The sequence below is a fragment of the Streptomyces sp. Ag82_O1-12 genome (assembly GCF_900182715.1).
Classification (GTDB): domain Bacteria; phylum Actinomycetota; class Actinomycetes; order Streptomycetales; family Streptomycetaceae; genus Streptomyces; species Streptomyces massasporeus.
This window is the reverse complement of record NZ_FXUW01000001.1, coordinates 1,448,668-1,469,898: the sequence shown is the minus strand read 5'-3', so window position 1 is coordinate 1,469,898 and position 21,231 is coordinate 1,448,668. Positions and strand designations below refer to the sequence as shown.

General features: G+C 70.7%; 19 protein-coding genes and 1 pseudogene. 14 read left to right on the top strand and 6 right to left on the bottom strand.

Annotation, left to right across the window (positions count from 1 at the left end; translation table 11 throughout):
* Nucleotides 1–52: 52 nt before the first annotated feature.
* The 8 genes from ruvC (at nt 53) to relA (ending at nt 9,262) form a co-directional block, all read left to right on the top strand.
* Nucleotides 53–592, top strand: a complete 540-nt coding sequence (ruvC, locus tag QOL88_RS06745) for a crossover junction endodeoxyribonuclease RuvC (protein ID WP_097215554.1) — start codon at nt 53–55, stop codon at nt 590–592.
* Nucleotides 589–1,194 carry a Holliday junction branch migration protein RuvA gene (ruvA, locus tag QOL88_RS06740; RefSeq protein ID WP_062925784.1) on the top strand — a complete coding sequence of 202 codons (606 nt, stop codon included), beginning with the start codon at nt 589–591 and terminating at the stop codon, nt 1,192–1,194. Before ruvC ends, ruvA begins: the two co-directional genes overlap by 4 nt.
* 45 nt (nt 1,195–1,239) lie before the next feature.
* The gene (gene ruvB, locus QOL88_RS06735) at nt 1,240–2,310 is read left to right on the top strand and encodes a Holliday junction branch migration DNA helicase RuvB (RefSeq protein WP_097215553.1); all 1,071 of its coding nucleotides are present in this window, start codon (nt 1,240–1,242) and stop codon (nt 2,308–2,310) included.
* 185 nt (nt 2,311–2,495) lie between these two features.
* Entirely contained in the window at nt 2,496–2,987 is a 492-nt protein-coding gene (yajC, locus tag QOL88_RS06730) for a preprotein translocase subunit YajC (protein WP_097215552.1), read from the top strand.
* Nucleotides 2,988–3,119: 132 nt separating this feature from the next.
* Nucleotides 3,120–4,886, top strand: a complete 1,767-nt coding sequence (gene secD / locus QOL88_RS06725; RefSeq protein WP_097215551.1) for a protein translocase subunit SecD — start codon at nt 3,120–3,122, stop codon at nt 4,884–4,886.
* A 1-nt stretch (nt 4,887) separates the two neighbouring features.
* Nucleotides 4,888–6,003 (top strand): protein translocase subunit SecF, encoded by a 1,116-nt coding sequence (gene secF, locus QOL88_RS06720; RefSeq protein ID WP_097215550.1) that lies wholly within the window; start codon nt 4,888–4,890, stop codon nt 6,001–6,003.
* Nucleotides 6,000–6,539 carry an adenine phosphoribosyltransferase gene (locus QOL88_RS06715; protein WP_097215549.1) on the top strand — a complete coding sequence of 180 codons (540 nt, stop codon included), beginning with the start codon at nt 6,000–6,002 and terminating at the stop codon, nt 6,537–6,539. The genes secF and QOL88_RS06715 overlap by 4 nt, the downstream gene beginning before the upstream one ends.
* Before the next feature lie 200 nt (nt 6,540–6,739).
* A complete protein-coding gene (relA, locus tag QOL88_RS06710; RefSeq protein ID WP_097215548.1) occupies nt 6,740–9,262 on the top strand; it encodes a GTP pyrophosphokinase in 2,523 nt (840 codons plus the stop codon).
* A gap of 72 nt (nt 9,263–9,334) precedes the next feature.
* On the opposite strand, the gene QOL88_RS06705 is transcribed toward relA, so the two are convergent.
* Together QOL88_RS06705 and QOL88_RS06700 are read right to left on the bottom strand one after the other, a co-directional pair.
* The gene (locus QOL88_RS06705) at nt 9,335–10,564 is read right to left on the bottom strand and encodes a DUF349 domain-containing protein (protein ID WP_097215547.1); all 1,230 of its coding nucleotides are present in this window, start codon (nt 10,562–10,564) and stop codon (nt 9,335–9,337) included.
* A gap of 135 nt (nt 10,565–10,699) precedes the next feature.
* Nucleotides 10,700–11,545, bottom strand: coding sequence for a peptidylprolyl isomerase (locus QOL88_RS06700; protein WP_097215546.1), 846 nt, complete (start codon nt 11,543–11,545; stop codon nt 10,700–10,702).
* A 169-nt stretch (nt 11,546–11,714) separates the two neighbouring features.
* Between QOL88_RS06700 and QOL88_RS06695 the strand changes: the two genes are divergently transcribed.
* On the top strand, nt 11,715–12,422 hold the full coding sequence (locus tag QOL88_RS06695) for an MBL fold metallo-hydrolase (RefSeq protein WP_031104233.1): 708 nt from the start codon (nt 11,715–11,717) through the stop codon (nt 12,420–12,422).
* An 11-nt stretch (nt 12,423–12,433) separates the two neighbouring features.
* Complete coding sequence (gene hisS / locus QOL88_RS06690) at nt 12,434–13,696, top strand: histidine--tRNA ligase (RefSeq protein ID WP_097215545.1); 1,263 nt, start codon at nt 12,434–12,436, stop codon at nt 13,694–13,696.
* 222 nt (nt 13,697–13,918) lie between these two features.
* Here the strand turns inward: hisS and QOL88_RS06685 are convergent, their stop codons facing one another.
* From QOL88_RS06685 to QOL88_RS06670, 4 genes and pseudogenes are all read right to left on the bottom strand, one after another.
* Nucleotides 13,919–14,542: a response regulator gene (locus QOL88_RS06685; protein ID WP_097215544.1), complete on the bottom strand. Its 624-nt coding sequence runs from the start codon at nt 14,540–14,542 to the stop codon at nt 13,919–13,921.
* Complete coding sequence (locus tag QOL88_RS06680) at nt 14,539–15,726, bottom strand: sensor histidine kinase (RefSeq protein ID WP_097215543.1); 1,188 nt, start codon at nt 15,724–15,726, stop codon at nt 14,539–14,541. The genes QOL88_RS06685 and QOL88_RS06680 overlap by 4 nt, the downstream gene beginning before the upstream one ends.
* A complete protein-coding gene (locus QOL88_RS06675) occupies nt 15,723–16,568 on the bottom strand; it encodes an ABC transporter permease (protein WP_097215542.1) in 846 nt (281 codons plus the stop codon). The genes QOL88_RS06680 and QOL88_RS06675 overlap by 4 nt, the downstream gene beginning before the upstream one ends.
* Nucleotides 16,565–17,437 (bottom strand): annotated as a pseudogene (locus QOL88_RS06670) (ABC transporter ATP-binding protein). The gene QOL88_RS06675 and the pseudogene QOL88_RS06670 overlap by 4 nt, the downstream one beginning before the upstream one ends.
* A gap of 142 nt (nt 17,438–17,579) precedes the next feature.
* Here QOL88_RS06670 and QOL88_RS06665 point away from each other — a divergent pair.
* The 4 genes from QOL88_RS06665 (at nt 17,580) to QOL88_RS06650 (ending at nt 21,230) form a co-directional block, all read left to right on the top strand.
* Nucleotides 17,580–18,236, top strand: a complete 657-nt coding sequence (locus QOL88_RS06665) for a vitamin K epoxide reductase family protein (RefSeq protein WP_097215541.1) — start codon at nt 17,580–17,582, stop codon at nt 18,234–18,236.
* A 56-nt stretch (nt 18,237–18,292) separates the two neighbouring features.
* The gene (locus tag QOL88_RS06660; RefSeq protein ID WP_097215540.1) at nt 18,293–19,645 is read left to right on the top strand and encodes a replication-associated recombination protein A; all 1,353 of its coding nucleotides are present in this window, start codon (nt 18,293–18,295) and stop codon (nt 19,643–19,645) included.
* Nucleotides 19,646–19,950: 305 nt separating this feature from the next.
* Nucleotides 19,951–20,565, top strand: coding sequence for a 30S ribosomal protein S4 (gene rpsD / locus QOL88_RS06655; protein WP_030843106.1), 615 nt, complete (start codon nt 19,951–19,953; stop codon nt 20,563–20,565).
* A gap of 224 nt (nt 20,566–20,789) precedes the next feature.
* Nucleotides 20,790–21,230: a DUF948 domain-containing protein gene (locus QOL88_RS06650; RefSeq protein ID WP_097215539.1), complete on the top strand. Its 441-nt coding sequence runs from the start codon at nt 20,790–20,792 to the stop codon at nt 21,228–21,230.
* Nucleotide 21,231 lies beyond the last annotated feature (1 nt).

Here is a 21,231-nt window from a genome sequence, read left to right as displayed (position 1 = left end):
CAGCCAGGTCCGCGAGAGCGGCGGCGGTTCAGCCGCGAAAAGGGGAGGGCGCGTGCGCGTACTGGGGGTGGACCCGGGACTGACCCGGTGTGGTGTCGGCGTCGTCGAGGGCGTCGCCGGACGGCCGCTCACGATGATCGGCGTCGGCGTCGTCCGCACGCCCGCGGACGCCGACCTCGGCCACCGCCTCGTCGCCGTCGAGCAGGGCATCGAGCAGTGGCTCGACGAGCACCGGCCCGAGTTCGTCGCGGTCGAGCGCGTCTTCAGCCAGCACAACGTCCGTACGGTGATGGGCACGGCCCAGGCCAGCGCCGTGGCCATGCTCTGCGCCGCCCGCCGCGGCATCCCCGTCGCGCTGCACACGCCGAGCGAGGTCAAGGCCGCCGTCACCGGCAGCGGCCGCGCCGACAAGGCACAGGTGGGCGCCATGGTCACCCGCCTGCTCCGGCTCAGCGCCCCGCCCAGACCCGCCGACGCGGCCGACGCCCTCGCCCTCGCCATCTGCCACATCTGGCGCGCCCCCGCGCAGAACCGACTCCAGCAGGCCGTCGCCCTGCACACCGCCAAAGCACCGAAAGGCCGGACGGCATGATCGCCTTCGTCAGCGGCACAGTGGCCGCACTCGCTCCGGACGCCGCCGTCGTCGAGGTCGGCGGCGTTGGCATGGCCGTTCAGTGCACGCCGAACACGCTGTCCACGCTCCGCATGGGCCGGCCGGCCAAGCTGCACACCTCCCTGGTCGTCCGCGAGGACTCCCTCACCCTGTACGGCTTCGCGGACGACGACGAACGGCAGGTCTTCGAGCTGCTCCAGACGGCCAGCGGCGTCGGCCCCCGGCTGGCCCAGGCCATGCTCGCCGTGCACAGCCCGGACGCCCTGCGCCGGGCCGTGGCGACCGCGGACGAGAAGGCCCTCACCGCCGTCCCCGGCATCGGCAAGAAGGGCGCCCAGAAGCTGCTCCTGGAGCTGAAGGACCGGCTCGGCGCGCCGGTCGGCGCACCCGCCGTCGGCGCACCGGTCAGCAGCGGCTGGCGTGACCAGCTGCACGCGGCCCTGATCGGCCTCGGGTACGCGACCCGGGAGGCCGACGAGGCCGTGACCGCCGTGGCCCCGCAGGCCGAGGCCGCCGAGGGCACGCCCCAGGTGGGGCAGCTGCTGAAGGCGGCCCTGCAGACGCTGAACCGCGCCCGCTAGTCCGAGCCGTCCGCACCCCCGTACCGAGATTCCGAGGCACACTCCATGAACTGGGACGACACGACCGACGCCGACGCCGCCGAGCGGCTGGTGGACTCCGTCGCCGACCGTGAGGACCAGGCCGTCGAGGCCGCCCTGCGCCCCAAGGACCTGGACGAGTTCATCGGCCAGGAGAAGGTCCGCGAGCAGCTCGACCTCGTACTGCGCGCCGCACGCGCGCGTGGGGCCACCGCCGACCATGTGCTGCTCTCCGGCGCCCCCGGCCTCGGCAAGACCACCCTGTCGATGATCATCGCGGCCGAGATGGGCGCCCCCATCCGCATCACCTCGGGCCCCGCCATCCAGCACGCCGGCGACCTCGCCGCCATCCTCTCCTCCCTCCAGGAGGGCGAGGTCCTCTTCCTCGACGAGATCCACCGCATGTCCCGGCCCGCCGAGGAGATGCTGTACATGGCGATGGAGGACTTCCGCGTCGACGTCATCGTCGGCAAGGGCCCCGGCGCCACGGCCATCCCGCTGGAGCTGCCCCCCTTCACCCTGGTCGGCGCCACCACCCGGGCCGGCCTGCTGCCGCCCCCGCTGCGCGACCGCTTCGGCTTCACCGCGCACATGGAGTTCTACGAACCGGCCGAACTGGAGCGGGTCATCCACCGCTCGGCCAGCCTCCTCGAAGTCGAGATCGAGCCGGAGGGCGCCGCCGAGATCGCCGGGCGCTCCCGCGGCACGCCCCGCATCGCCAACCGCCTGCTGCGCCGAGTCCGCGACTACGCGCAGGTCAAGGCCGACGGCCTGATCACCAGGGACATCGCCGCGGCGGCCCTCGCCGTGTACGAGGTGGACGCCCGCGGCCTCGACCGCCTCGACCGGGGTGTGCTGGAAGCCCTGCTCAAGCTGTTCGGCGGCGGCCCGGTCGGCCTCTCCACGCTCGCTGTCGCGGTGGGGGAGGAACGTGAGACCGTGGAGGAGGTCGCCGAGCCCTTCCTCGTCAGGGAGGGCCTGCTGGCCCGGACCCCCCGCGGCCGGGTCGCCACCCCCGCCGCATGGGCGCATCTCGGCCTCACCCCGCCACGCTCCCAGAGCGCCGGAAACGGACAAGGGGACCTGTTCGGGGCGTGACGGCGCCGTCACGCCTTCGGGGCGGCGAGGTCAGTGGCCGCAGGGGGAACCCCGGTGCCATGCTGAGCGTTGTTCCATGCGCGCGGACTCGCTTAGACTCCGCCGATGCCGCCTTTGCCGGCGGCGTACATACCCCCAACCAGCTGGCCGCTCACAGCGCGGTCGTGTGAAGGAAGTACCGACCCGTGAGTCTCCTGACCCTCCTCCCCTTCATCGTGCTCATCGGGGCCATGTTCCTGATGACCCGGTCGGCCAAGAAGAAGCAGCAGCAGGCCGCCGACATGCGGAACCAGATGCAGCCCGGCAGCGGTATCCGCACCATCGGGGGCATGTACGCCACGGTCAAGGAAGTGAACGAGGACACCGTCCTCGTCGACGCCGGTCCCGGCGTCGATCTGCTCTTCGCCAAGAACGCCATCGGCGCCGTCCTCACCGACGACGAGTACAACCGCATCGTTCACGGCATCGAGCACGACCTGAAGTCCGACGCTGACATCGTCCCGGACGACGCCTCCTCCCTCACCGCGACCGACGAGACCGCCGCCGACGCCCCCGGTGACGACAAGGCCGTCGACCTCGGCAAGAAGGACGCGGCCGACGAGCCGGCCGACGAGACCGCCGAGGCGAAGACGGACGCAGAGCCGAAGAAGACCGACGGCGACTCCGGGGCGAAGTAGTCGTGTCCCGGGGTGCGCGGGCCCGGCCCGCGCACCCCGGGACACGCCCAGCTCGCACGGAATCCCGACACCATGTCATGGCCGCCCGTCCGCCGATCCGGAGCGAGGTGGCCCGAGAGGGAGTACGAGAAGGTGGCCACACCCAAAAAGGGCCGGAGCGCGAGCGCCCAGAGCAAGCCGGGGCGCTCGCTGGCCCTGATCCTGATCGCCATCGCGGCGCTCACCGGTGGGATGTTCGCCTCGGGGCACACGAAGCCGCGACTCGGCATCGACCTCGCCGGCGGTACGAGCATCACGCTCCGCGCGGTCCCCGAGGCCGGTAACGAGTCGGCGATCAACAAGACCAACATGGACACGGCCGTCTCCATCATGGAGCGCCGCGTCAATGGTCTGGGCGTCTCGGAGGCCGAGGTCCAGACGCAGGGCCGCGACAACATCGTCGTGAACATCCCCAAGGGGACCAACTCCGAGCAGGCCCGCAAGCAGGTCGGCACCACCGCCAAGCTCTACTTCCGCCCGGTCATCGCCACCGAGGTCTCCGGCGGCAAGGGCGCGGCCAGCCCCTCCCCGAGCCCCACCGGCAGCCCCTCGGGCAAGCCGTCCGGCGCGGCCAGCGACAAGCCCGCGGCCACCGACAAGAACTCCGCCTCGCCGTCCGCCACGCCCACCACCCAGGGCCGCGCGGTCACCGACGGGCTGAAGGCCGACGCCACACCGTCCGCGAGCGCCTCGGACAAGCCCGGGACCAGCCCCTCCCCGTCGGCCAGCGGCGGCACCGCGGAGGCCGACGCGAACGCGCTGCAGGCGAAGTACGCCAAGCTCGACTGCACGGACACCAAGACCCGCTCCACCGTCGGCGACGGCGTCAAGGCCTCCCAGCCCACCCTGGCCTGCGGCAAGAACTCGCAGGGCCAGTGGCAGAAGTACATCCTCGGCCCCGCCGAGGTCGACGGCACGGACGTCGACAAGGCCCAGGCCGTCCTGAACACGCAGACCGGTGCCGGCTGGACCGTCACGATGGACTTCACCGACGGCGGCGCCAAGAAGTTCGCGGACATCACCGGCAAGCTGGCGCAGAACCAGTCCCCGCAGAACCAGTTCGCGATCGTCCTGGACGGCGAGGTCGTCTCCGACCCGTTCGTCCGGCAGGCCCTGACCGGCGGCAACGCCGAGATCTCCGGCAACTTCAACCAGCAGTCCGCCCAGGACCTGTCCAACATGCTGAGTTACGGCGCGCTGCCGCTGACCTTCAAGGTGGACAGCATGACGACCGTGACCGCCGCGCTCGGCGGTGACCAGCTGCAGGCCGGTCTGATCGCCGGCGCGATCGGTCTCGCCCTGGTCGTCGTCTACCTGCTGGCCTACTACCGCGGTCTGTCGTTCGTCGCGCTCCTCTCGCTGCTGGTCTCCGCCGCCCTCACCTACACGCTCATGGCCCTGCTCGGCCCGGCCATCGGCTTCGCGCTGAACCTGCCGGCCGTCTGCGGTGCCATCGTCGCCATCGGCATCACGGCGGACTCGTTCATCGTCTACTTCGAACGCGTCCGAGACGAGATCCGCGAGGGCCGTACGCTGCGCCCCGCCGTCGAGCGGGCCTGGCCTCGCGCCCGGCGCACCATCCTGGTCTCCGACTTCGTGTCGTTCCTCGCCGCCGCGGTGCTCTTCATCGTCACCGTCGGCAAGGTGCGCGGCTTCGCCTTCACGCTCGGCCTGACCACGCTGCTCGATGTCGTCGTGGTCTTCCTCTTCACCAAGCCGCTGTTGACCCTGCTGGCGCGTCGCACCTTCTTCGCGAGCGGCCACAAGTGGTCCGGCCTGGACCCGAAGAGCCTGGGTGCCCAGCCGCCACTGCGCCGCACCCGCCGTCCCTCCGCCCCCGTCGAGACGAAGGAGGCGTGAGATGTCGAAACTCGGCAACCTCGGCGCCCGGCTGCACCGTGGCGAGATCGGCTACGACTTCGTCAAGAACCGCAAGATCTGGTACGGCCTGTCGATCCTGATCACCATCACGGCCATCGTCGGCCTGGCGGTGCGCGGCCTGAACATGGGCATCGAGTTCCAGGGCGGTGCCGTCTTCACCACCCCGAAGAACGTCAGCGCCTCGGTGTCCCAGGCCGAGAAGTACGCGGAAACGGCCTCCGGCCACGACGCGATCGTCCAGGGGCTCGGCGACGGAAGCCTGCGCATCCAGGTCGCGGGCATCGAGACCGACAAGGCCAACCAGATCAAGGCCCAGCTCTCAAAGGACCTCAAGGTCGACGCGGAGCAGATCAACGCCGAACTGGTCGGTCCCAGCTGGGGTGAGCAGATCGCCAACAAGGCCTGGCAGGGCCTCGGCATCTTCCTGATCCTCGTGGTGATCTACCTCGCGATCGCGTTCGAGTGGCGCATGGCGCTGGCCGCGTTCGTCGCGCTGATCCACGACATCACCATCACCGTCGGCATCTACGCCCTGGTGGGCTTCGAGGTCACACCGGGCACGGTGATCGGTCTGCTGACCATCCTCGGTTACTCGCTCTACGACACAGTCGTGGTGTTCGACAGCCTCAAGGAACAGACGAAGGACCTCACCAAGCAGACCCGCTGGACCTACAGCGACGTCGCCAACCGCTCGATCAACAGCACCCTGGTCCGCTCCATCAACACCACGGTGGTCGCGCTGCTGCCGGTCGCGGGTCTGCTGTTCATCGGTGGCGGTGTCCTCGGCGCCGGCATGCTGAACGACATCTCGCTGTCGCTGTTCGTCGGCCTCGCCGCCGGCGCCTACTCCTCGATCTTCATCGCCACGCCGCTCGTCGCCGACCTCAAGGAGCGCGAGCCGGCGATGAAGGCCCTGAAGAAGCGCGTCCTCGCCAAGCGGGCCCAGGCCGCCGCCAAGGGCGAGACCCAGGCCCAGGGCGACGACGAGGCGTACACGGACGAGCCCGAGGACGCCGCGCCCGCGGTGGTCGGGCCGCGCAACCAGCCGGCCTCGCGCACCCGTGGCCGCGGCCGCCCCTCGGGGAAGCGCCGATGACCGACATCAAGGAGCTGCTGCTCAGCCGCATCCGCGACGTGGCCGACTACCCGGAGCCGGGCGTGATGTTCAAGGACATCACCCCGCTCCTGGCGGACCCGGCGGCGTTCACGGCCCTGACCGACGCCCTCGCCGAGATCGCCGAGCGCACCGGCGCCACCAAGGTCGTCGGCCTGGAGGCCCGTGGCTTCATCCTCGGCGCCCCGGTCGCCGTCCGCGCGGGGCTCGGCTTCATCCCCGTACGCAAGGCGGGCAAGCTCCCCGGAGCGACCCTCGCCCAGGCCTACGACCTGGAGTACGGCTCGGCGGAGATCGAGGTGCACGCCGAGGACCTCACCGCCGAGGACCGTGTGCTGGTCGTCGACGACGTCCTCGCCACCGGCGGCACCGCAGAGGCCTCGGTCCAGCTCATCCGCCGGGCCGGCGCCGAGGTCGCGGGTCTCGCCGTCCTCATGGAGCTCGGCTTCCTGAGCGGCCGCGCCCGCCTGGAGCCGGCGCTGAACGGCGCCCCGCTGGAGGCGCTGCTCACGGTCTAGCGACCACTGCGTCCCGGCGGACACCGCCACGACACCGCGGAGGCGGGCCCGGAGGAATCCGGAGCCCGCCTCGTGCGTTACCTGCGTATCCCGGGTAGACGGTCCTCACATTGGCCTGAAGGCGATCCCGGGCCCCGGGATCGCTACCATGGGGGTCCGGAGCCTGACCGGGGGACCCGGATCGCGCACGAGGAGCCCTCTTGCCAGACGAGGCCCAGCACCTGACCGCCGCCAAGCCCGAGTCCGCCTCGGCAGCCGCGGCGAAGCCCGCGCCGAACGCGCCCCACGCGAAGAACGACACCCGCGGGCCGGTCGAGCATGCCCAGGCGGCACCGGTCGACAAGCCCGCCGATCAGTCGCGGCCCAAGCCCACCCCGCCGCCCGCGGTACGGCAGGCAGCCGGACAGCCGGCCCGCTCCGGCTCCTCCAACCGCGTCCGCGCCCGTCTGGCCCGGCTCGGTGTGCAGCGCGCGAACCCGTACAACCCGGTGCTGGAGCCGCTGCTGCGGATAGTGCGCAGCAACGACCCGAAGATCGAGACGGCCACGCTCCGCCAGATCGAGCGCGCCTACCAGGTCGCCGAGCGCTGGCACCGCGGCCAGAAGCGCAAGAGCGGCGACCCGTACATCACGCACCCCCTCGCCGTCACCACCATCCTCGCCGAGCTGGGCATGGATCCGGCCACGCTGATGGCCGGCCTGCTGCACGACACGGTCGAGGACACCGAGTACGGCCTGGACGACCTGCGCCGCGACTTCGGCGACGTCGTCACGCTGCTCGTCGACGGCGTCACCAAGCTGGACAAGGTCAAGTTCGGCGAGGCCGCGCAGGCCGAGACCGTGCGCAAGATGGTCGTCGCCATGGCCAAGGATCCGCGCGTCCTGGTCATCAAGCTCGCCGACCGCCTGCACAACATGCGCACCATGCGCTACCTCAAGCGCGAGAAGCAGGAGAAGAAGGCGCGCGAGACCCTGGAGATCTACGCGCCGCTCGCCCACCGCCTGGGCATGAACACCATCAAGTGGGAGCTGGAGGACCTCGCCTTCGCGATCCTCTACCCCAAGATGTACGACGAGATCGTCCGGCTGGTGGCCGAGCGGGCGCCCAAGCGTGACGAGTACCTGGCCATCGTCACCGACGAGGTACAGCAGGACCTGCGCGCGGCCCGCATCAAGGCGACCGTCACCGGCCGCCCGAAGCACTACTACAGCGTCTACCAGAAGATGATCGTCCGTGGCCGGGACTTCGCGGAGATCTACGACCTGGTGGGCATCCGCGTCCTCGTGGACACCGTCCGCGACTGCTACGCGGCCCTCGGCACGGTGCACGCGCGATGGAATCCGGTCCCCGGCCGGTTCAAGGACTACATCGCGATGCCCAAGTTCAACATGTACCAGTCGCTGCACACGACGGTCATCGGCCCCGGCGGCAAACCGGTCGAGCTGCAGATCCGCACCTTCGACATGCACCGCCGCGCCGAGTACGGCATCGCCGCGCACTGGAAGTACAAGCAGGAGGCCGTCGCCGGTGCCTCCAAGGTGCGCAGCGACGCCCCCAAGTCGTCCGGCAAGGGCAAGGACGACCACCTCAACGACATGGCGTGGCTGCGTCAGCTCCTGGACTGGCAGAAGGAGACCGAGGACCCGGGCGAGTTCCTGGAGTCCCTGCGCTTCGACCTGTCCCGCAACGAGGTCTTCGTCTTCACCCCCAAGGGCGACGTCATAGCGCTCCCCGCCGGTGCCACCCCGGTGGACTTCGCCTACGCGGTGCACACCGAGGTCGGGCACCGCACGATAGGCGCCCGCGTCAACGGCCGGCTGGTCCCGCTGGAGTCCACCCTCGACAACGGCGACCTGGTGGAGGTCTTCACCTCCAAGGCCGCCGGCGCGGGCCCCTCCCGCGACTGGCTCGGCTTCGTCAAGTCACCGCGCGCCCGCAACAAGATCCGGGCCTGGTTCTCCAAGGAACGCCGCGACGAGGCGATCGAGCAGGGCAAGGACGCCATCGTCCGCGCGATGCGCAAGCAGAACCTGCCGATCCAGCGCATCCTGACCGGCGACTCCCTGGTGACCCTCGCGCACGAGATGCGCTACGCCGACATCTCCGCGCTGTACGCGGCGATCGGCGAGGGCCATGTCTCCGCGCAGAACATCGTGCAGAAGCTGGTCCAGGCCCTCGGCGGCGAGGAGGCCGCCACCGAGGAGATCGACGAGTCGGTCCCGCCGGCCCCCGGTCGCAGCCGCAAGCGCCGTTCCAGCGCCGACCCGGGCGTCGTCGTCAAGGGCGTCGAGGACGTGTGGGTCAAGCTGGCCCGCTGCTGCACCCCCGTCCCGGGCGACCCCATCATCGGCTTCGTCACCCGCGGCAGCGGCGTATCGGTGCACCGCAGCGACTGCGTGAACGTCGACTCGCTGTCCCGCGAGCCCGAGCGCATCCTCGAGGTCGAGTGGGCGCCCACCCAGTCCTCGGTCTTCCTGGTCGCCATCCAGGTCGAGGCCCTGGACCGCTCCCGGCTCCTCTCGGACGTCACCCGCGTGCTGTCCGACCAGCACGTCAACATCCTCTCCGCGGCCGTCCAGACCTCCCGCGACCGCGTCGCCACCTCCCGCTTCACCTTCGAGATGGGCGACCCGAAGCACCTCGGCCATGTGCTGAAGGCGGTCCGGGGCGTGGAGGGCGTGTACGACGTGTACCGGGTGACGTCGGCGCGCAGCAGGTCGTAACCGCTCGTCACCTCCGACCACACGAAAGGGGCTCCCGTACACCTCGTACGGGAGCCCCTTTCGACGGACTGCTCAGCCTCCGAACTCGTGCAGGCCCTTCAGCGCCTGGTCCAGCAGCGCCTGACGGCCGTCGAGCTCACGCTGGAGCTTGTCGGCCTTGGCGTTGTTGCCCTGCGCCCGAGCCTGCTCGATCTGGCCCCGCAGCTTGTCCACCGCTGCCTGGAGCTGGCCGGTGAGACCCTCGGCACGCGCGCGGGCCTCCGGGTTCGTCCGGCGCCACTCGGCCTCCTCGGCCTCCTGGATGGCGCGCTCGACCGCGTGCATCCGGCCCTCGACCTTCGGCCGGGAGTCGCGCGGCACATGGCCGATGGCCTCCCAGCGCTCGTTCACGTTCCGGAACGCGGCGCGGGCCGCCTTGAGGTCCGTGATCGGCAGGAGCTTCTCGGCCTCCTCGGCCAGCTCCTCCTTGAGCTTGAGGTTCTCCGACTGCTCGGCGTCCCGCTCGGCGAAGACCGAGCTGCGGGCCGCGAAGAAGACGTCCTGGGCGCCGCGGAAGCGGTTCCACAGGTCGTCCTCGTGCTCGCGCTGAGCGCGGCCGGCGGCCTTCCACTCGGACATCAGCTCGCGGTAGCGCGCCGCCGTCACGCCCCAGTCCGTCGAGTTCGACAGCGCCTCGGCCTCGGAGACCAGCCGCTCCTTGGTCTTGCGGGCCTCCTCGCGCTGCGCGTCCAGCTGCGCGAAGTGCTGCTTGCGCCGCTTGGAGAACGCCGAGCGCGCGTGCGAGAACCGGTGCCACAGCTCGTCGTCGGACTTGCGGTCCAGGCGCGGCAGACCCTTCCAGGTGTCCACCAGGGCCCGCAGCCGCTCACCGGCCGCCCGCCACTGGTCGGACTGCGACAGCTCCTCCGCCTCGGTGACCAGCGCCTCCTTGGCGTGACGAGCCTCGTCGGACTGCTTCGCCCGCTGCGCCTTGCGCTCCTCGCGGCGCGCCTCCACCAGCTCCACGAGCTTGTCCAGCCGGACCCGCAGGGCGTCCAGGTCGCCCACCACGTGGTGCGCGTCGACCTGCTCACGGATGTGGTCGATGGCGGCCTGGGCGTCCTTGGCCGACAGGTCGGTGGTCTTCACTCGCTTCTCGAGGAGGCCGATCTCGACAACCAGGCCCTCGTACTTGCGCTCGAAATAGGCCAGCGCCTCCTCGGGGGAGCCTGCCTGCCAGGAACCGACGACCTGCTCGCCGTCGGCCGTACGCACGTACACGGTCCCCGTCTCGTCGACGCGGCCCCACGGGTCGCTGCTCACAGCGCCTCCTCCACATGATGCCTGCGAGGGGCCTCAGCTCCCCCGGGCATCGTCCACAGTTTCGTCACGGCCAACATAGGCGACCGGCGGGGGGCGTGTCCGCATCCCGCGCGACCGAAATTTCGCAGTTGGGGGTCAGGATTTCGTGATCGTGGCCTTGTTGATCACAACCGTCGCGTTGGGCGCCGTATTGCCCGTCTGAGGGTCGGGAGCCTGCGCCCCGGCGTCCGCGATTTTCTTGAGGACCTTCATGCCCGCCTCGGACACCGTGCCGAACGGCGTGTAGTCGGGCGGCAGCTGACTGTCCTGGTAGACGAGGAAGAACTGGCTGCCGCCGCTGTCGCGGCCCTGCTTCGTCTGCGCGTTGTACTGGTTCGCCATCGCGACCGTGCCCGCCGGGTACGTGCCGCCCTTGAGGCTCTTGTCCTTGAGGTTCTCGTCCGGGATGGTGTAGCCCGGTCCGCCCATGCCGGTGCCCTGCGGGTCGCCGCACTGCAGGACGTAGATGCCCTGGTCCGTGAGCCGGTGGCACTTGCTGTGGTCCAGGTAGCCCTTGTTGAGAAGGAAGTTGAACGAGTTGACGGTGTGCGGCGCCGCCGACGCCTTCAGCGCGACGTCTATCTCACCGCAGGTCGTGTCCAGCTTCATCGTGTACGTCGCCGCCTCGTCGACGGTCATCGCCGGTTCCTTCTTCCAGGTCTGCGACTCGACCTTGCCCGGGGCCGGCTTCTCGCACGGGTCCGGGGCCTTGCTGGGCGTGGCGCTCGGCGTGACGTCCGCGTTCGCGTTCTCCTTCTTGCCGTCGTCCTCGAACGGCTTGGTCAGGAAGACCGTCACCGACAGGACCACGATCACGCCGAGAACCGAGGCGATCACGGAGTTGCGGATACGGGCCTTGCGTCGCGCGTCAGTGCGTCGCTGCTGCTGCCGCAAGAACTTCTCCCGGGCGAGCTGACGCCGCCGCTGTTCCTGGCTGACCACCGGGTTCTCTCCTCAAGGGTCTGATACGTCGACCGGTACGCGTGCGTCCTGTGTGCCGAGCGCGTGCGTGTGCCCCGTACCGTATATGGGTTCGCTGAGGAATCGGCAGCGCCGGTAGGCTCTGTGAGCAGCCGTAGCCGCCCGTATATCGACACAACGAAGGACGATCGTGCTCATTGCCGGGTTCCCCGCCGGGGCCTGGGGGACGAACTGCTACCTCGTCGCCCCCGCCGCCGGTGAGGAGTGCGTGATCATCGACCCCGGCCATCAGGCCGCCGACGGCGTCGCGGAGGCGATCGACAAGCATCGGCTCAAGCCCGTCGCCGTCGTCCTCACCCACGGCCACATCGACCACGTGGCGTCGGTCGTCCCGGTGTGCGGCGCGCACGACGTGCCGGCCTGGATCCACCCGGACGACCGGTACATGATGAGCGACCCCGAGAAGGGGATCGGCCGTTCCATCGGGATGCCGCTGCTGGGCGAGCTGACCGTGGGGGAGCCGGACGACGTCAAGGAGCTGACCGACGGGGCGAAGCTGGAGCTGGCGGGCCTGGAGCTGTCCGTCGCGCACGCGCCCGGCCATACCAAGGGGTCGGTGACCTTCGGCATGCCCGAGGCGGCGGACATCCCGCCGATCCTCTTCTCGGGCGACCTGCTGTTCGCCGGCTCCATCGGACGCACCGACCTGCCCGGCGGTGACATGGCCGAGATGCTCGATTCGCTGGCCCGCGTGTGCCTGCCGCTCGACGACTCGACCGTGGTGCTGTCCGGCCACGGCCCCCAGACGACCATCGGCCAGGAGCGCTCCACCAACCCGTATCTGCGGCAGGTGGCCGCCGGCCAGGGACCCGCCCGGGCTCCCCGACGAGGAATGTGACGAGACCTTCCGTGAGCACCTTCAAGGCCCCCAAGGGCACGTACGACCTGATCCCCCCGGACAGCGCCACCTACCTCGCCGTCCGTGAGGCGATCGCCGCCCCGCTGCGCAACTCCGGCTACGGCTACATCGAGACGCCGGGTTTCGAGAACGTCGAGCTCTTCGCGCGCGGGGTCGGTGAGTCCACCGACATCGTGACCAAGGAGATGTACGCCTTCGAGACCAAGGGCGGCGACCGGCTCGCCCTGCGCCCCGAAGGCACGGCCTCCGTTCTGCGCGCGGCGCTGGAGGCCAACCTGCACAAGGCCGGCAATCTCCCGGTCAAGCTCTGGTACTCCGGCTCGTACTACCGCTACGAGCGCCCCCAGAAGGGCCGTTACCGCCACTTCTCCCAGGTCGGTGCCGAGGCGATCGGCGCGGAGGACCCGGCGCTGGACGCCGAGCTGCTCATCCTGGCCGACCAGGCGTACCGCTCGCTGGGCCTGAGCAACTTCCGGATCCTGCTCAACAGCCTCGGCGACCAGGAGTGCCGCCCGGTGTACCGGACGGCGCTGCAGGAGTTCCTGCGCGGCCTGGACCTGGACGAGGACACCCTGCGCCGCGCGGAGATCAACCCGCTGCGCGTCCTGGACGACAAGCGCGAGTCGGTGCAGAAGCAGCTGGGGGACGCGCCGCTGCTGCGTGACTACCTGTGCGACGCGTGCAAGGCGTACCACGAGGAGGTCCGCGAGCTGATCACGGCGGCGGGCGTCTCCTTCGAGGACGACCCGAAGCTGGTCCGCGGCCTGGACTACTACACCCGTACCACCTTCGAGTTCGTCCACGACGGTCTCGGCTCGCAGTCCGCGGTGGGCGGCGGCGGCCGCTACGACGGCCTCTCCGAGATGATCGGCGGCCCCGCGCTGCCGTCCGTCGGCTGGGCCCTCGGCGTCGACCGCACGGTCCTCGCCCTGGAGGCGGAGGGCGTCGAGCTGGAACTGCCCGCCACCACCAGCGTGTTCGCCGTCCCGCTCGGCGAGGAGGCCCGCCGCGTCCTGTTCGCCAAGGTCACCGAGCTGCGCAAGAACGGCATCGCGGCCGACTTCTCCTACGGCGGCAAGGGCCTCAAGGGCGCGATGAAGAACGCCAACCGCAGCGGTGCCCGCTACACGGTCGTCGCCGGCGAACGCGACCTCGCCGAGGGCGTCGTCCAGCTCAAGGACATGGAGTCCGGCGAGCAGACGGCGGTGGGCGTGAACGAGATCGTGGCGGAGCTGGAAGCGCGGCTGGGCTGATCAGCCGCCCGGACGGGAACGGCCTCGGCCTGCACAGCCCCCGTGGCTCTGGAGGCCGAGGCCGGTTCCGTTCTCTCCGCCCGCCGTCGCGTGAGGACGAGGGTCTTCGGGCCGACGGGGTTCCAGGGGCGTAGCCCCCGGCGGGGCGAAGGGGCCGAGCCCCTGGGGAGGGGGCGAGTAAGGGCGGCGCGAGCGAGAACCGCAGCCCGCAGCCACCAGCCCTCAGTCCAGCAGCCCGAACCGCATCGCGCTGGTGACCGCCGCCGTCCGGTCGTCCACCCCCAGCTTCCCGAAGACCCGCAGCAGATACGTCTTCACCGTCGACTCCCCGATGAACAACCGCCGCCCGATCTCCGCGTTGGTGCACCCCTCGGCCACCAGCCGGAGTACCGCCGTCTCGCGCTCCGAGAGCCGGGGCCGCTCCGGCTTCGTCCGCAGCTGGTCGACCAGCCGGGCCGCCACCGATGGGGCCAGGACCGTCTCGCCGCGCGCGGCGGCCCGCACCGCGTCCGCCAGTTCCGCGCGTGGCAGGTCCTTCAGCAGATAGCCCGCCGCCCCCGCCTCCACCGCCCGCAGGATGTCCCGGTCCGTCTCGTACGTCGTCAGGACCACCACGCGGCAGGGCAGTCCGGCCCCGGCCATCCGCACGATGGAGTCCACGCCCCCACCACCCGGCATCCGCAGGTCCATCAGCACGATGTCCGGCCGCAGTTCAGCCGCCAGGGCCTCCGCCTGCGGCCCGCTGGACGCGTCGGCGACGACCTCCAGGTCGGACTCCGCACTGAGCATCGCCCGCAGCCCCTCCCGCACGACGGGATGGTCGTCGGCCAGGATGATCCGGATCACGGGATCCTCCTCCGTACGACGGGCAGCCGGACGGTCACGACCGTGCCGTCGCCCGGGGAGCTGCGCACGTCGGCGGTGCCGCCCACCTCGGCGGCCCGGGCCCGCAGCCCCGCGAGTCCGTACCCGCCGCTGGCGGCGGTCGCGTCGAAGCCACGGCCGCCGTCCCGTACCGACACCGTCAGCGAGTCGTCGGCGTACGCCAGTGACACGCCGATCGTCACCGGACTCCCCGCGTGCTTACGGGCGTTGGCCAGCGCCTCCTGACAGGCGCGCAGCGCCACCACCTCCGGGCCCGCGGGCAGCGTCCGCACCGGCCCGGTCACCTCCAGCACGGCGTCATGACGCGCGGCCAGCCGCCGCAGCGCGTCCGGCAGGGACGCGCCGTCCAGGTCCGCCGGCGCACCCCCGGCGACCAGGGCCCGGGCCTCGGCGAGGTTCTGCCGGGCCGTCTCGTCCATCAGCCGCAGATGCCGCCGTGCCTCGGGCACGTCATGGTCCAGCTCCGCCTCGACCGCCTGGATCAGCATCACCAGACTGGTGAACCCCTGCGCCAGCGTGTCGTGGATCTCCCGGGCCAGCCGCTCCCGCTCGGCGAGCGCCCCGTGCGCCTCGGACAACCGGCCGAGCTCGTGGCGGCTCGCGTCCAGCTCGGCGATCAACTCCGCCCGCTCATGGCTCTGTTCGATGATCCGGATGATCCAGATGCCGACGGCCACCGAGAACACCAGGCTGACCACCGAGAACAGCACGTCGAAGGCCAGCTCCCGGGCGCCCGGCCACCACAACAGCGCCCAGCCCGCCACGGGAACCAGGTTCATCACGGCCACCGCCACCAGCGCCGACCGCAGCCGCAGCGTCATGAAGCACTGCGGGATCAGCGCGAACGTCAGCACCCGCGTCTCACCGGCGAGCACCGCCGACGGCAGGAACAGCGCCAGCGCCGCCGCCAGATAGCCGATCGCCTGCCGCTGGTCGGGCGGATCGCCCCGGATCAGTCGCCGCCCGGCCACCACGTACAGCGGCACGAGCGGCACGAGCAGCGCCGCCGCGACCGCGCGGAGCGGCCAGCCGGGCCGCTCCGTGGCCAGCACGTAGGCCACCGTGGCCGCCCAGATCAGCGCGAAGTACGTGTCCCAGAGCCGGAACGAGCGCTCCCAGTGATAGGCGCTCGCGGCATCGCTCATCCGGTGCGGCGGTCCTTCCAGCGGAACGTCAGCAGACACAGGGCCAATCCTCCGACGCACCACGCGGCGAGCACCAGGGCCACGCGTCCCGACTCCCAGCTCCCCGCCGGCTCCAGCACCTGCGCCGACTCCGGCAGGAACACCCCGCGCAGCCCCTGGCACATCCACTTCAGCGGGAACAGCGCGCCGATGTTCAGCATCCAGTCCGGAATGGTGCCGATGGCGATGTACACCCCGGAGATGAACTGCAGCACCAGGAAGGGCAGGACGACCACCGAGCTCGCGCTGTTCGCGGAGTTCGGGACCGAGCTGATCGCGATGCCGAGCAGCGCGCAGGCCGTGATGCCCAGCACGAAGATCCACGCCAGGTCGAACCAGCGGCCCGCGTCCGAGGGGAGGTCGACGCCGTAACAGGTCGTGCCGACGAGGAGGAGGACCGCCGTCTCCAGCAGACCGGTGAACAGAACCAGCCAGATCTTGCCCAGGAAGTAGGCCGCGGGCGGCATCGGCGTGCCCCGCAGCCGGCGCAGCACCTTGTCCTCCCGCTCGATCGCGATCGAGATGCCGAGCGCCTGGAAGCTCGTCGACATGATCCCGGCGGCCATCATCGCCGGCACGTAGAGCTGCGAGGCGGTGATGCCCGCGCCCTCCACGTCGTCCCGGAAGATCGACGCGAACAGGAACAGGAAGACGACCGGGAAGGCGAACGTGAACACCACCTGGTCGCGCTGGCGGAAGAACTGCCTGATCTCCAGGGCGCCCCGCCGCAGCCCCAGTCCCCACGCGCCGGGCAGCCGTCCGGAGCCGACGTCACCGCGCTCGCGTACGACGGTGGTGGTCATCGCGCGTCCTCCTGGGACTGCCCGGTCAGCCGGTGGTAGACGTCCTCCAGCGTGGGGCGGGTCACCGTCAGCCCGGGGATCTCGCCGCCGAAGCGCCCCATGAGATCGGCGACGGCCCGCGTCGGCGTTCCGGTGCGCGTCGCGCGCGGGCTGCCGTCCGGCTCGGTTCACGCCACGGTGGCCTCGGTGCCGTACCGCTCCCGCAGGGCTCCTGGTTCGCCCTCGGCGACGATCCGGCCCCCCGCGACGATGGCCAGCCGGTGCACGAGGGCCTCCGCCTCCTCCAGGTAGTGCGTGGTCAGCACGATGGTCGTGCCCTCGTCGGCCAGGGCGCGGATCAGCGTCCAGAACTGCCGCCGGGCCGCCGGGTCGAACCCGGTCGTCGGCTCGTCCAGGAGCAGCAGGTCGGGGCCCCCGATGACGCCGAGCGCCACGTCCAGGCGCCTGCGCTGGCCGCCCGACAGCGCCTTGATCCGGCTGTCCGCCTTCGCCTCCAGACCGACCAGGCCGATGACCTCCTCCGGGTCCCGCGGCCGGGGGTAGTAGCCGGCGAAATGCCGCACGGTCTCCCGGACCGTCAACTCGGCGGGCGCCGATTCGTCCTGCCAGACGATTCCGACACGGGAGCGCCACGCGCGCGTGCCGGCCGCCGGGTCCGACCCGAGCACGGACACCTCGCCCGCGTCCCGGTCCCGGTTGCCCTGGAGGATCTCCACCGTGGTGCTCTTGCCCGCGCCGTTGGGCCCGAGCAGGCCGAACACCTCGCCCCGCCGGATGCCGAGATCGATGCCGTCGACGGCGGTCACGTCCCCGTAGCGCTTGCGCAGCCCCCGCACGTCCACGGCGAGTTCGTACCCCTGTGCTGTCATGCGACGAGCGTCGGCCGGAACGCACCCCTCAGGGACGACCGGGCGGACATCCTTATGTCCACTGAACGGTGGACGGAGGCACCTGTGCGGCACAATGGCCCTGCCCGAAGATGTTCAGGTCTCAAGTGACGGAATCGGCGTGATGAGCAAGACGACAGTCAGGGACGTCTCCACGGAGTCCGAGCCGGAGCGCGCCGAGATCGCACCGCGCGCGGAGGGCGGCAGCAGGGCCCTCGCCCTACTGCTGGTGATCACCGGAGCGGCCGGACTGCTCGCCGCGTGGGTCATCACGATCGACAAGTTCAAGATCCTCGAGGCCAAGGTCGCCGGCAAGAGCTACACGCCCGGCTGCAGCCTCAACCCGGTCGTCTCCTGCGGCAGCGTCATGGAGAGCAAGCAGGCCGCCGTCTTCGGCTTCCCGAACCCGATGCTCGGCCTCGTCTGCTACGGCATCGTCATCGGCGTCGGCATGGCCCTGCTGGCCCGCGCCCGCTTCCCGCGCTGGTACTGGCTCACCTTCAACGCCGGCTGCCTGTTCGGCGTGGTCTTCTGCGCCTGGCTGATGTTCCAGTCCCTGTACCGGATCAACGCGCTCTGCCTGTGGTGCAGCCTGGCCTGGGTCGCCACGATCCTGATGTTCTGGTACGTGACGTCGTTCAACGTCCGCAAGGGCTTCCTGCCCGCCCCGAACTGGCTCAAGAGCTTCTTCGGCGAGTTCACCTGGGTCATGCCCGTGCTGCACATCGGCATCATCGGCATGCTGATCCTGACCCGCTGGTGGGACTTCTGGCTGAGCTGAGCCCCCGCTTTTGGGGCCCGGCCGGATTGTCGGTGCCGTGATTTAGGGTTTCTGACGTGGAGCCCGACCTGTTCACCGCCGCAGCCGAAGAACGCCAGGAGAAGGAGCCGTCCAGCAGCCCCCTGGCCGTGCGGATGCGCCCGCGCACCCTCGACGAGGTCGTGGGCCAGCAGCATCTGCTGAAGCCGGGCTCACCCCTGCGCAGACTGGTGGGGGAGGCGTCCGGCCCGGCCGGCCCCTCCTCGGTGCTCCTCTGGGGCCCGCCCGGCACCGGCAAGACCACCCTGGCCTACGTCGTCTCCAAGGCGACCGACGCCCGCTTCGTGGAGCTGTCCGCGATCACCGCGGGCGTCAAGGAGGTCCGCGCGGTCATCGACGGCGCCCGCCGCGCCTCCGGCGGCTACGGCAAGGAGACCGTCCTCTTCCTCGACGAGATCCACCGCTTCAGCAAGGCCCAGCAGGACTCCCTGCTCCCGGCCGTCGAGAACCGCTGGGTGACGCTCATCGCGGCGACGACGGAGAACCCGTACTTTTCGGTGATCTCGCCCCTGCTGTCCCGCTCCCTGCTGCTGACCCTCGAACCGCTCACGGACGAGGACATCAGGAGCCTCATCCGTCGCGCCCTCACCGACGAACGCGGCCTGGGGGACGCCGTGACCCTCCCCGAGGAGACCGAGAACCACCTTCTGCGTATCGCCGGCGGTGACGCCCGCCGCGCCCTGACCGCCCTGGAGGCGGCCGCCGGAGCCGCCCTCGACAAGGGCGAGGGGGAGATCGGCCTGACCACCCTGGAGGAGACGGTCGACCGGGCCGCCGTGAAGTACGACCGTGACGGCGACCAGCACTACGACGTGGCCAGCGCCCTGATCAAGTCCATCCGCGGCTCCGACGTCGACGCCGCCCTGCACTACCTGGCCCGGATGATCGAAGCCGGCGAGGACCCCCGCTTCATCGCCCGCCGCCTGATGATCTCCGCCAGCGAGGACATCGGCCTGGCCGACCCGACCGCTCTCCAGACGGCGGTGGCCGCCGCCCAGGCCGTGGCCATGATCGGCTTCCCCGAAGCCGCCCTCACCCTCAGCCACGCCACGATCGCCCTCGCCCTGGCCCCCAAGTCCAACGCCGCCACCACCGCGATCGGCGCCGCCCTCGAAGACGTCCGCAAGGGCCTGGCCGGACCCGTCCCCGCGCATCTGCGCGACAGCCACTACAAGGGCGCGACCAAGCTCGGCCACGGCCAGGGCTACGTCTACCCGCACGACCTGGCCGAGGGCATCGCGGCCCAGCAGTACGCCCCGGACGAGCTGAAGGACCGCGAGTACTACGAGCCGACCCGGCACGGGTCGGAGGCCCGCTACGCGGACGCGGTGGAGTGGACCCGGAAGAACCTCGGTCGAAAGCGGTCCTGAGGACCCTGTAAACTCGTCCGGAGTGCCGCGTCCCGTGCAGTCAGAACGGGACAGTCGGCCGGAGCCCGATCCTCCGGGATCGGCTCCAGGAGCGTCGCGCACCGTCGAACGGTGTCGCGGGCAGCCCACCACCACCGTCGCACGACGGAACCGGTCGGTGGGCCACTCGCGTGCTGCACGTATGTGCCCAGACCAGGGGAGCGGCTGCCCACCGGGGTCCACCAGGACCGAGGAGGGTTTCCCCGGCTGCGGATGCGACCTCCCTCAACCCTGACAAGCCGGAAACCAGGAAAGAGAAGAAGACAGTGGCGAACCAGCCCCGTCCCAAGGTCAAGAAGTCGCGTGCCCTCGGCATCGCGCTGACCCCGAAGGCCGTCAAGTACTTCGAGGCCCGCCCCTACCCGCCGGGTGAGCACGGCCGCGGCCGCAAGCAGAACTCGGACTACAAGGTCCGTCTGCTCGAGAAGCAGCGTCTGCGCGCGCAGTACGACGTGTCCGAGCGCCAGCTCGTCCGCGCCTACGAGCGTGCCTCCAAGGTCCAGGGCAAGACCGGTGAGGCCCTGATCATCGAGCTCGAGCGTCGTCTCGACGCGCTGGTGCTTCGCTCGGGCATCGCCCGCACGATCTACCAGGCCCGCCAGATGGTCGTCCACGGCCACATCGCGGTCAACGGCAAGAAGGTCGACAAGCCCTCCTTCCGTGTCCGTCCGGACGACGTCGTGCAGGTTCGCGAGCGCTCCAAGGAGAAGACCCTCTTCACGATCGCTCGTGAGGGTGGCTTCGCCCCCGACGGTGAGACCCCGCGCTACCTCCAGGTGAACCTCAAGGGCCTGGCGTTCCGCCTGGACCGCGAGCCGAACCGCAAGGAGATCCCGGTGATCTGCGACGAGCAGCTCGTCGTCGAGTACTACGCCCGCTGATCTTCCTCGGCGACGCGGTACCACCGGCCTCGCGCTGAGCCCGCTGCCTCCCACCGTCACGGTGGGAGGCAGCGGGTTTTTCATGCCCGGCGGCTTCCCCGACCCGCCCGGACAATCCACGCCGCGCCCCCGCGCCGGAGCCAAATCCGGTACGGAGTGCCGTCGCGGTCGCGATAGGCTCGTCGCACGACTTTTTCGATGTTCAGGCACGTTTCAGGGAGCGGGTGCACACAGTGTCCGGTGGAGAGGTTGCCGGGATCCTGGTGGCCGTCTTCTGGGCGATCCTGGTCTCCTTCCTCGCCGTCGCGCTGGCGAGGGTGGCCCAGACGCTCAAGGCGACCACCAAGCTCGTGGCGGACGTGACCGACCAGGCCGTCCCGCTGCTGGCCGACGCCTCCACGGCGGTGCGCTCCGCGCAGACCCAGATCGACCGGGTCGACTCGATCGCCTCCGACGTCCAGGAGGTCACGTCGAACGCCTCGGCGCTGTCGACGACCGTCGCCTCCACCTTCGGCGGCCCCCTGGTCAAGGTCGCGGCCTTCGGCTACGGCGTGCGCCGGGCCCTGGGCGGCCGCAAGGAGGACGTGCCCGCCAAGGCGTCCAGGCGTACCGTGATCGTGGGCCGTACGGTCTCTCGGCGCAGCGCCCGAGGGAAGAGGGACTGAG

What these genes read in the sequence shown, in the direction of transcription:
- ruvA (WP_062925784.1), top strand. Translation starts at nt 589, where the DNA reads ATGATCGCCTTCGTCAGCGGCACAGTGGCCGCACTCGCTCCGGACGCC.
- ruvB (WP_097215553.1), top strand. Translation starts at nt 1,240, where the DNA reads ATGAACTGGGACGACACGACCGACGCCGACGCCGCCGAGCGGCTGGTG.
- secF (WP_097215550.1), top strand. Translation starts at nt 4,888, where the DNA reads ATGTCGAAACTCGGCAACCTCGGCGCCCGGCTGCACCGTGGCGAGATC.
- QOL88_RS06715 (WP_097215549.1), top strand. Translation starts at nt 6,000, where the DNA reads ATGACCGACATCAAGGAGCTGCTGCTCAGCCGCATCCGCGACGTGGCC.
- QOL88_RS06680 (WP_097215543.1), bottom strand. Translation starts at nt 15,726, where the DNA reads ATGAGCGATGCCGCGAGCGCCTATCACTGGGAGCGCTCGTTCCGGCTC.
- QOL88_RS06675 (WP_097215542.1), bottom strand. Translation starts at nt 16,568, where the DNA reads ATGACCACCACCGTCGTACGCGAGCGCGGTGACGTCGGCTCCGGACGG.
- QOL88_RS06665 (WP_097215541.1), top strand. Translation starts at nt 17,580, where the DNA reads ATGAGCAAGACGACAGTCAGGGACGTCTCCACGGAGTCCGAGCCGGAG.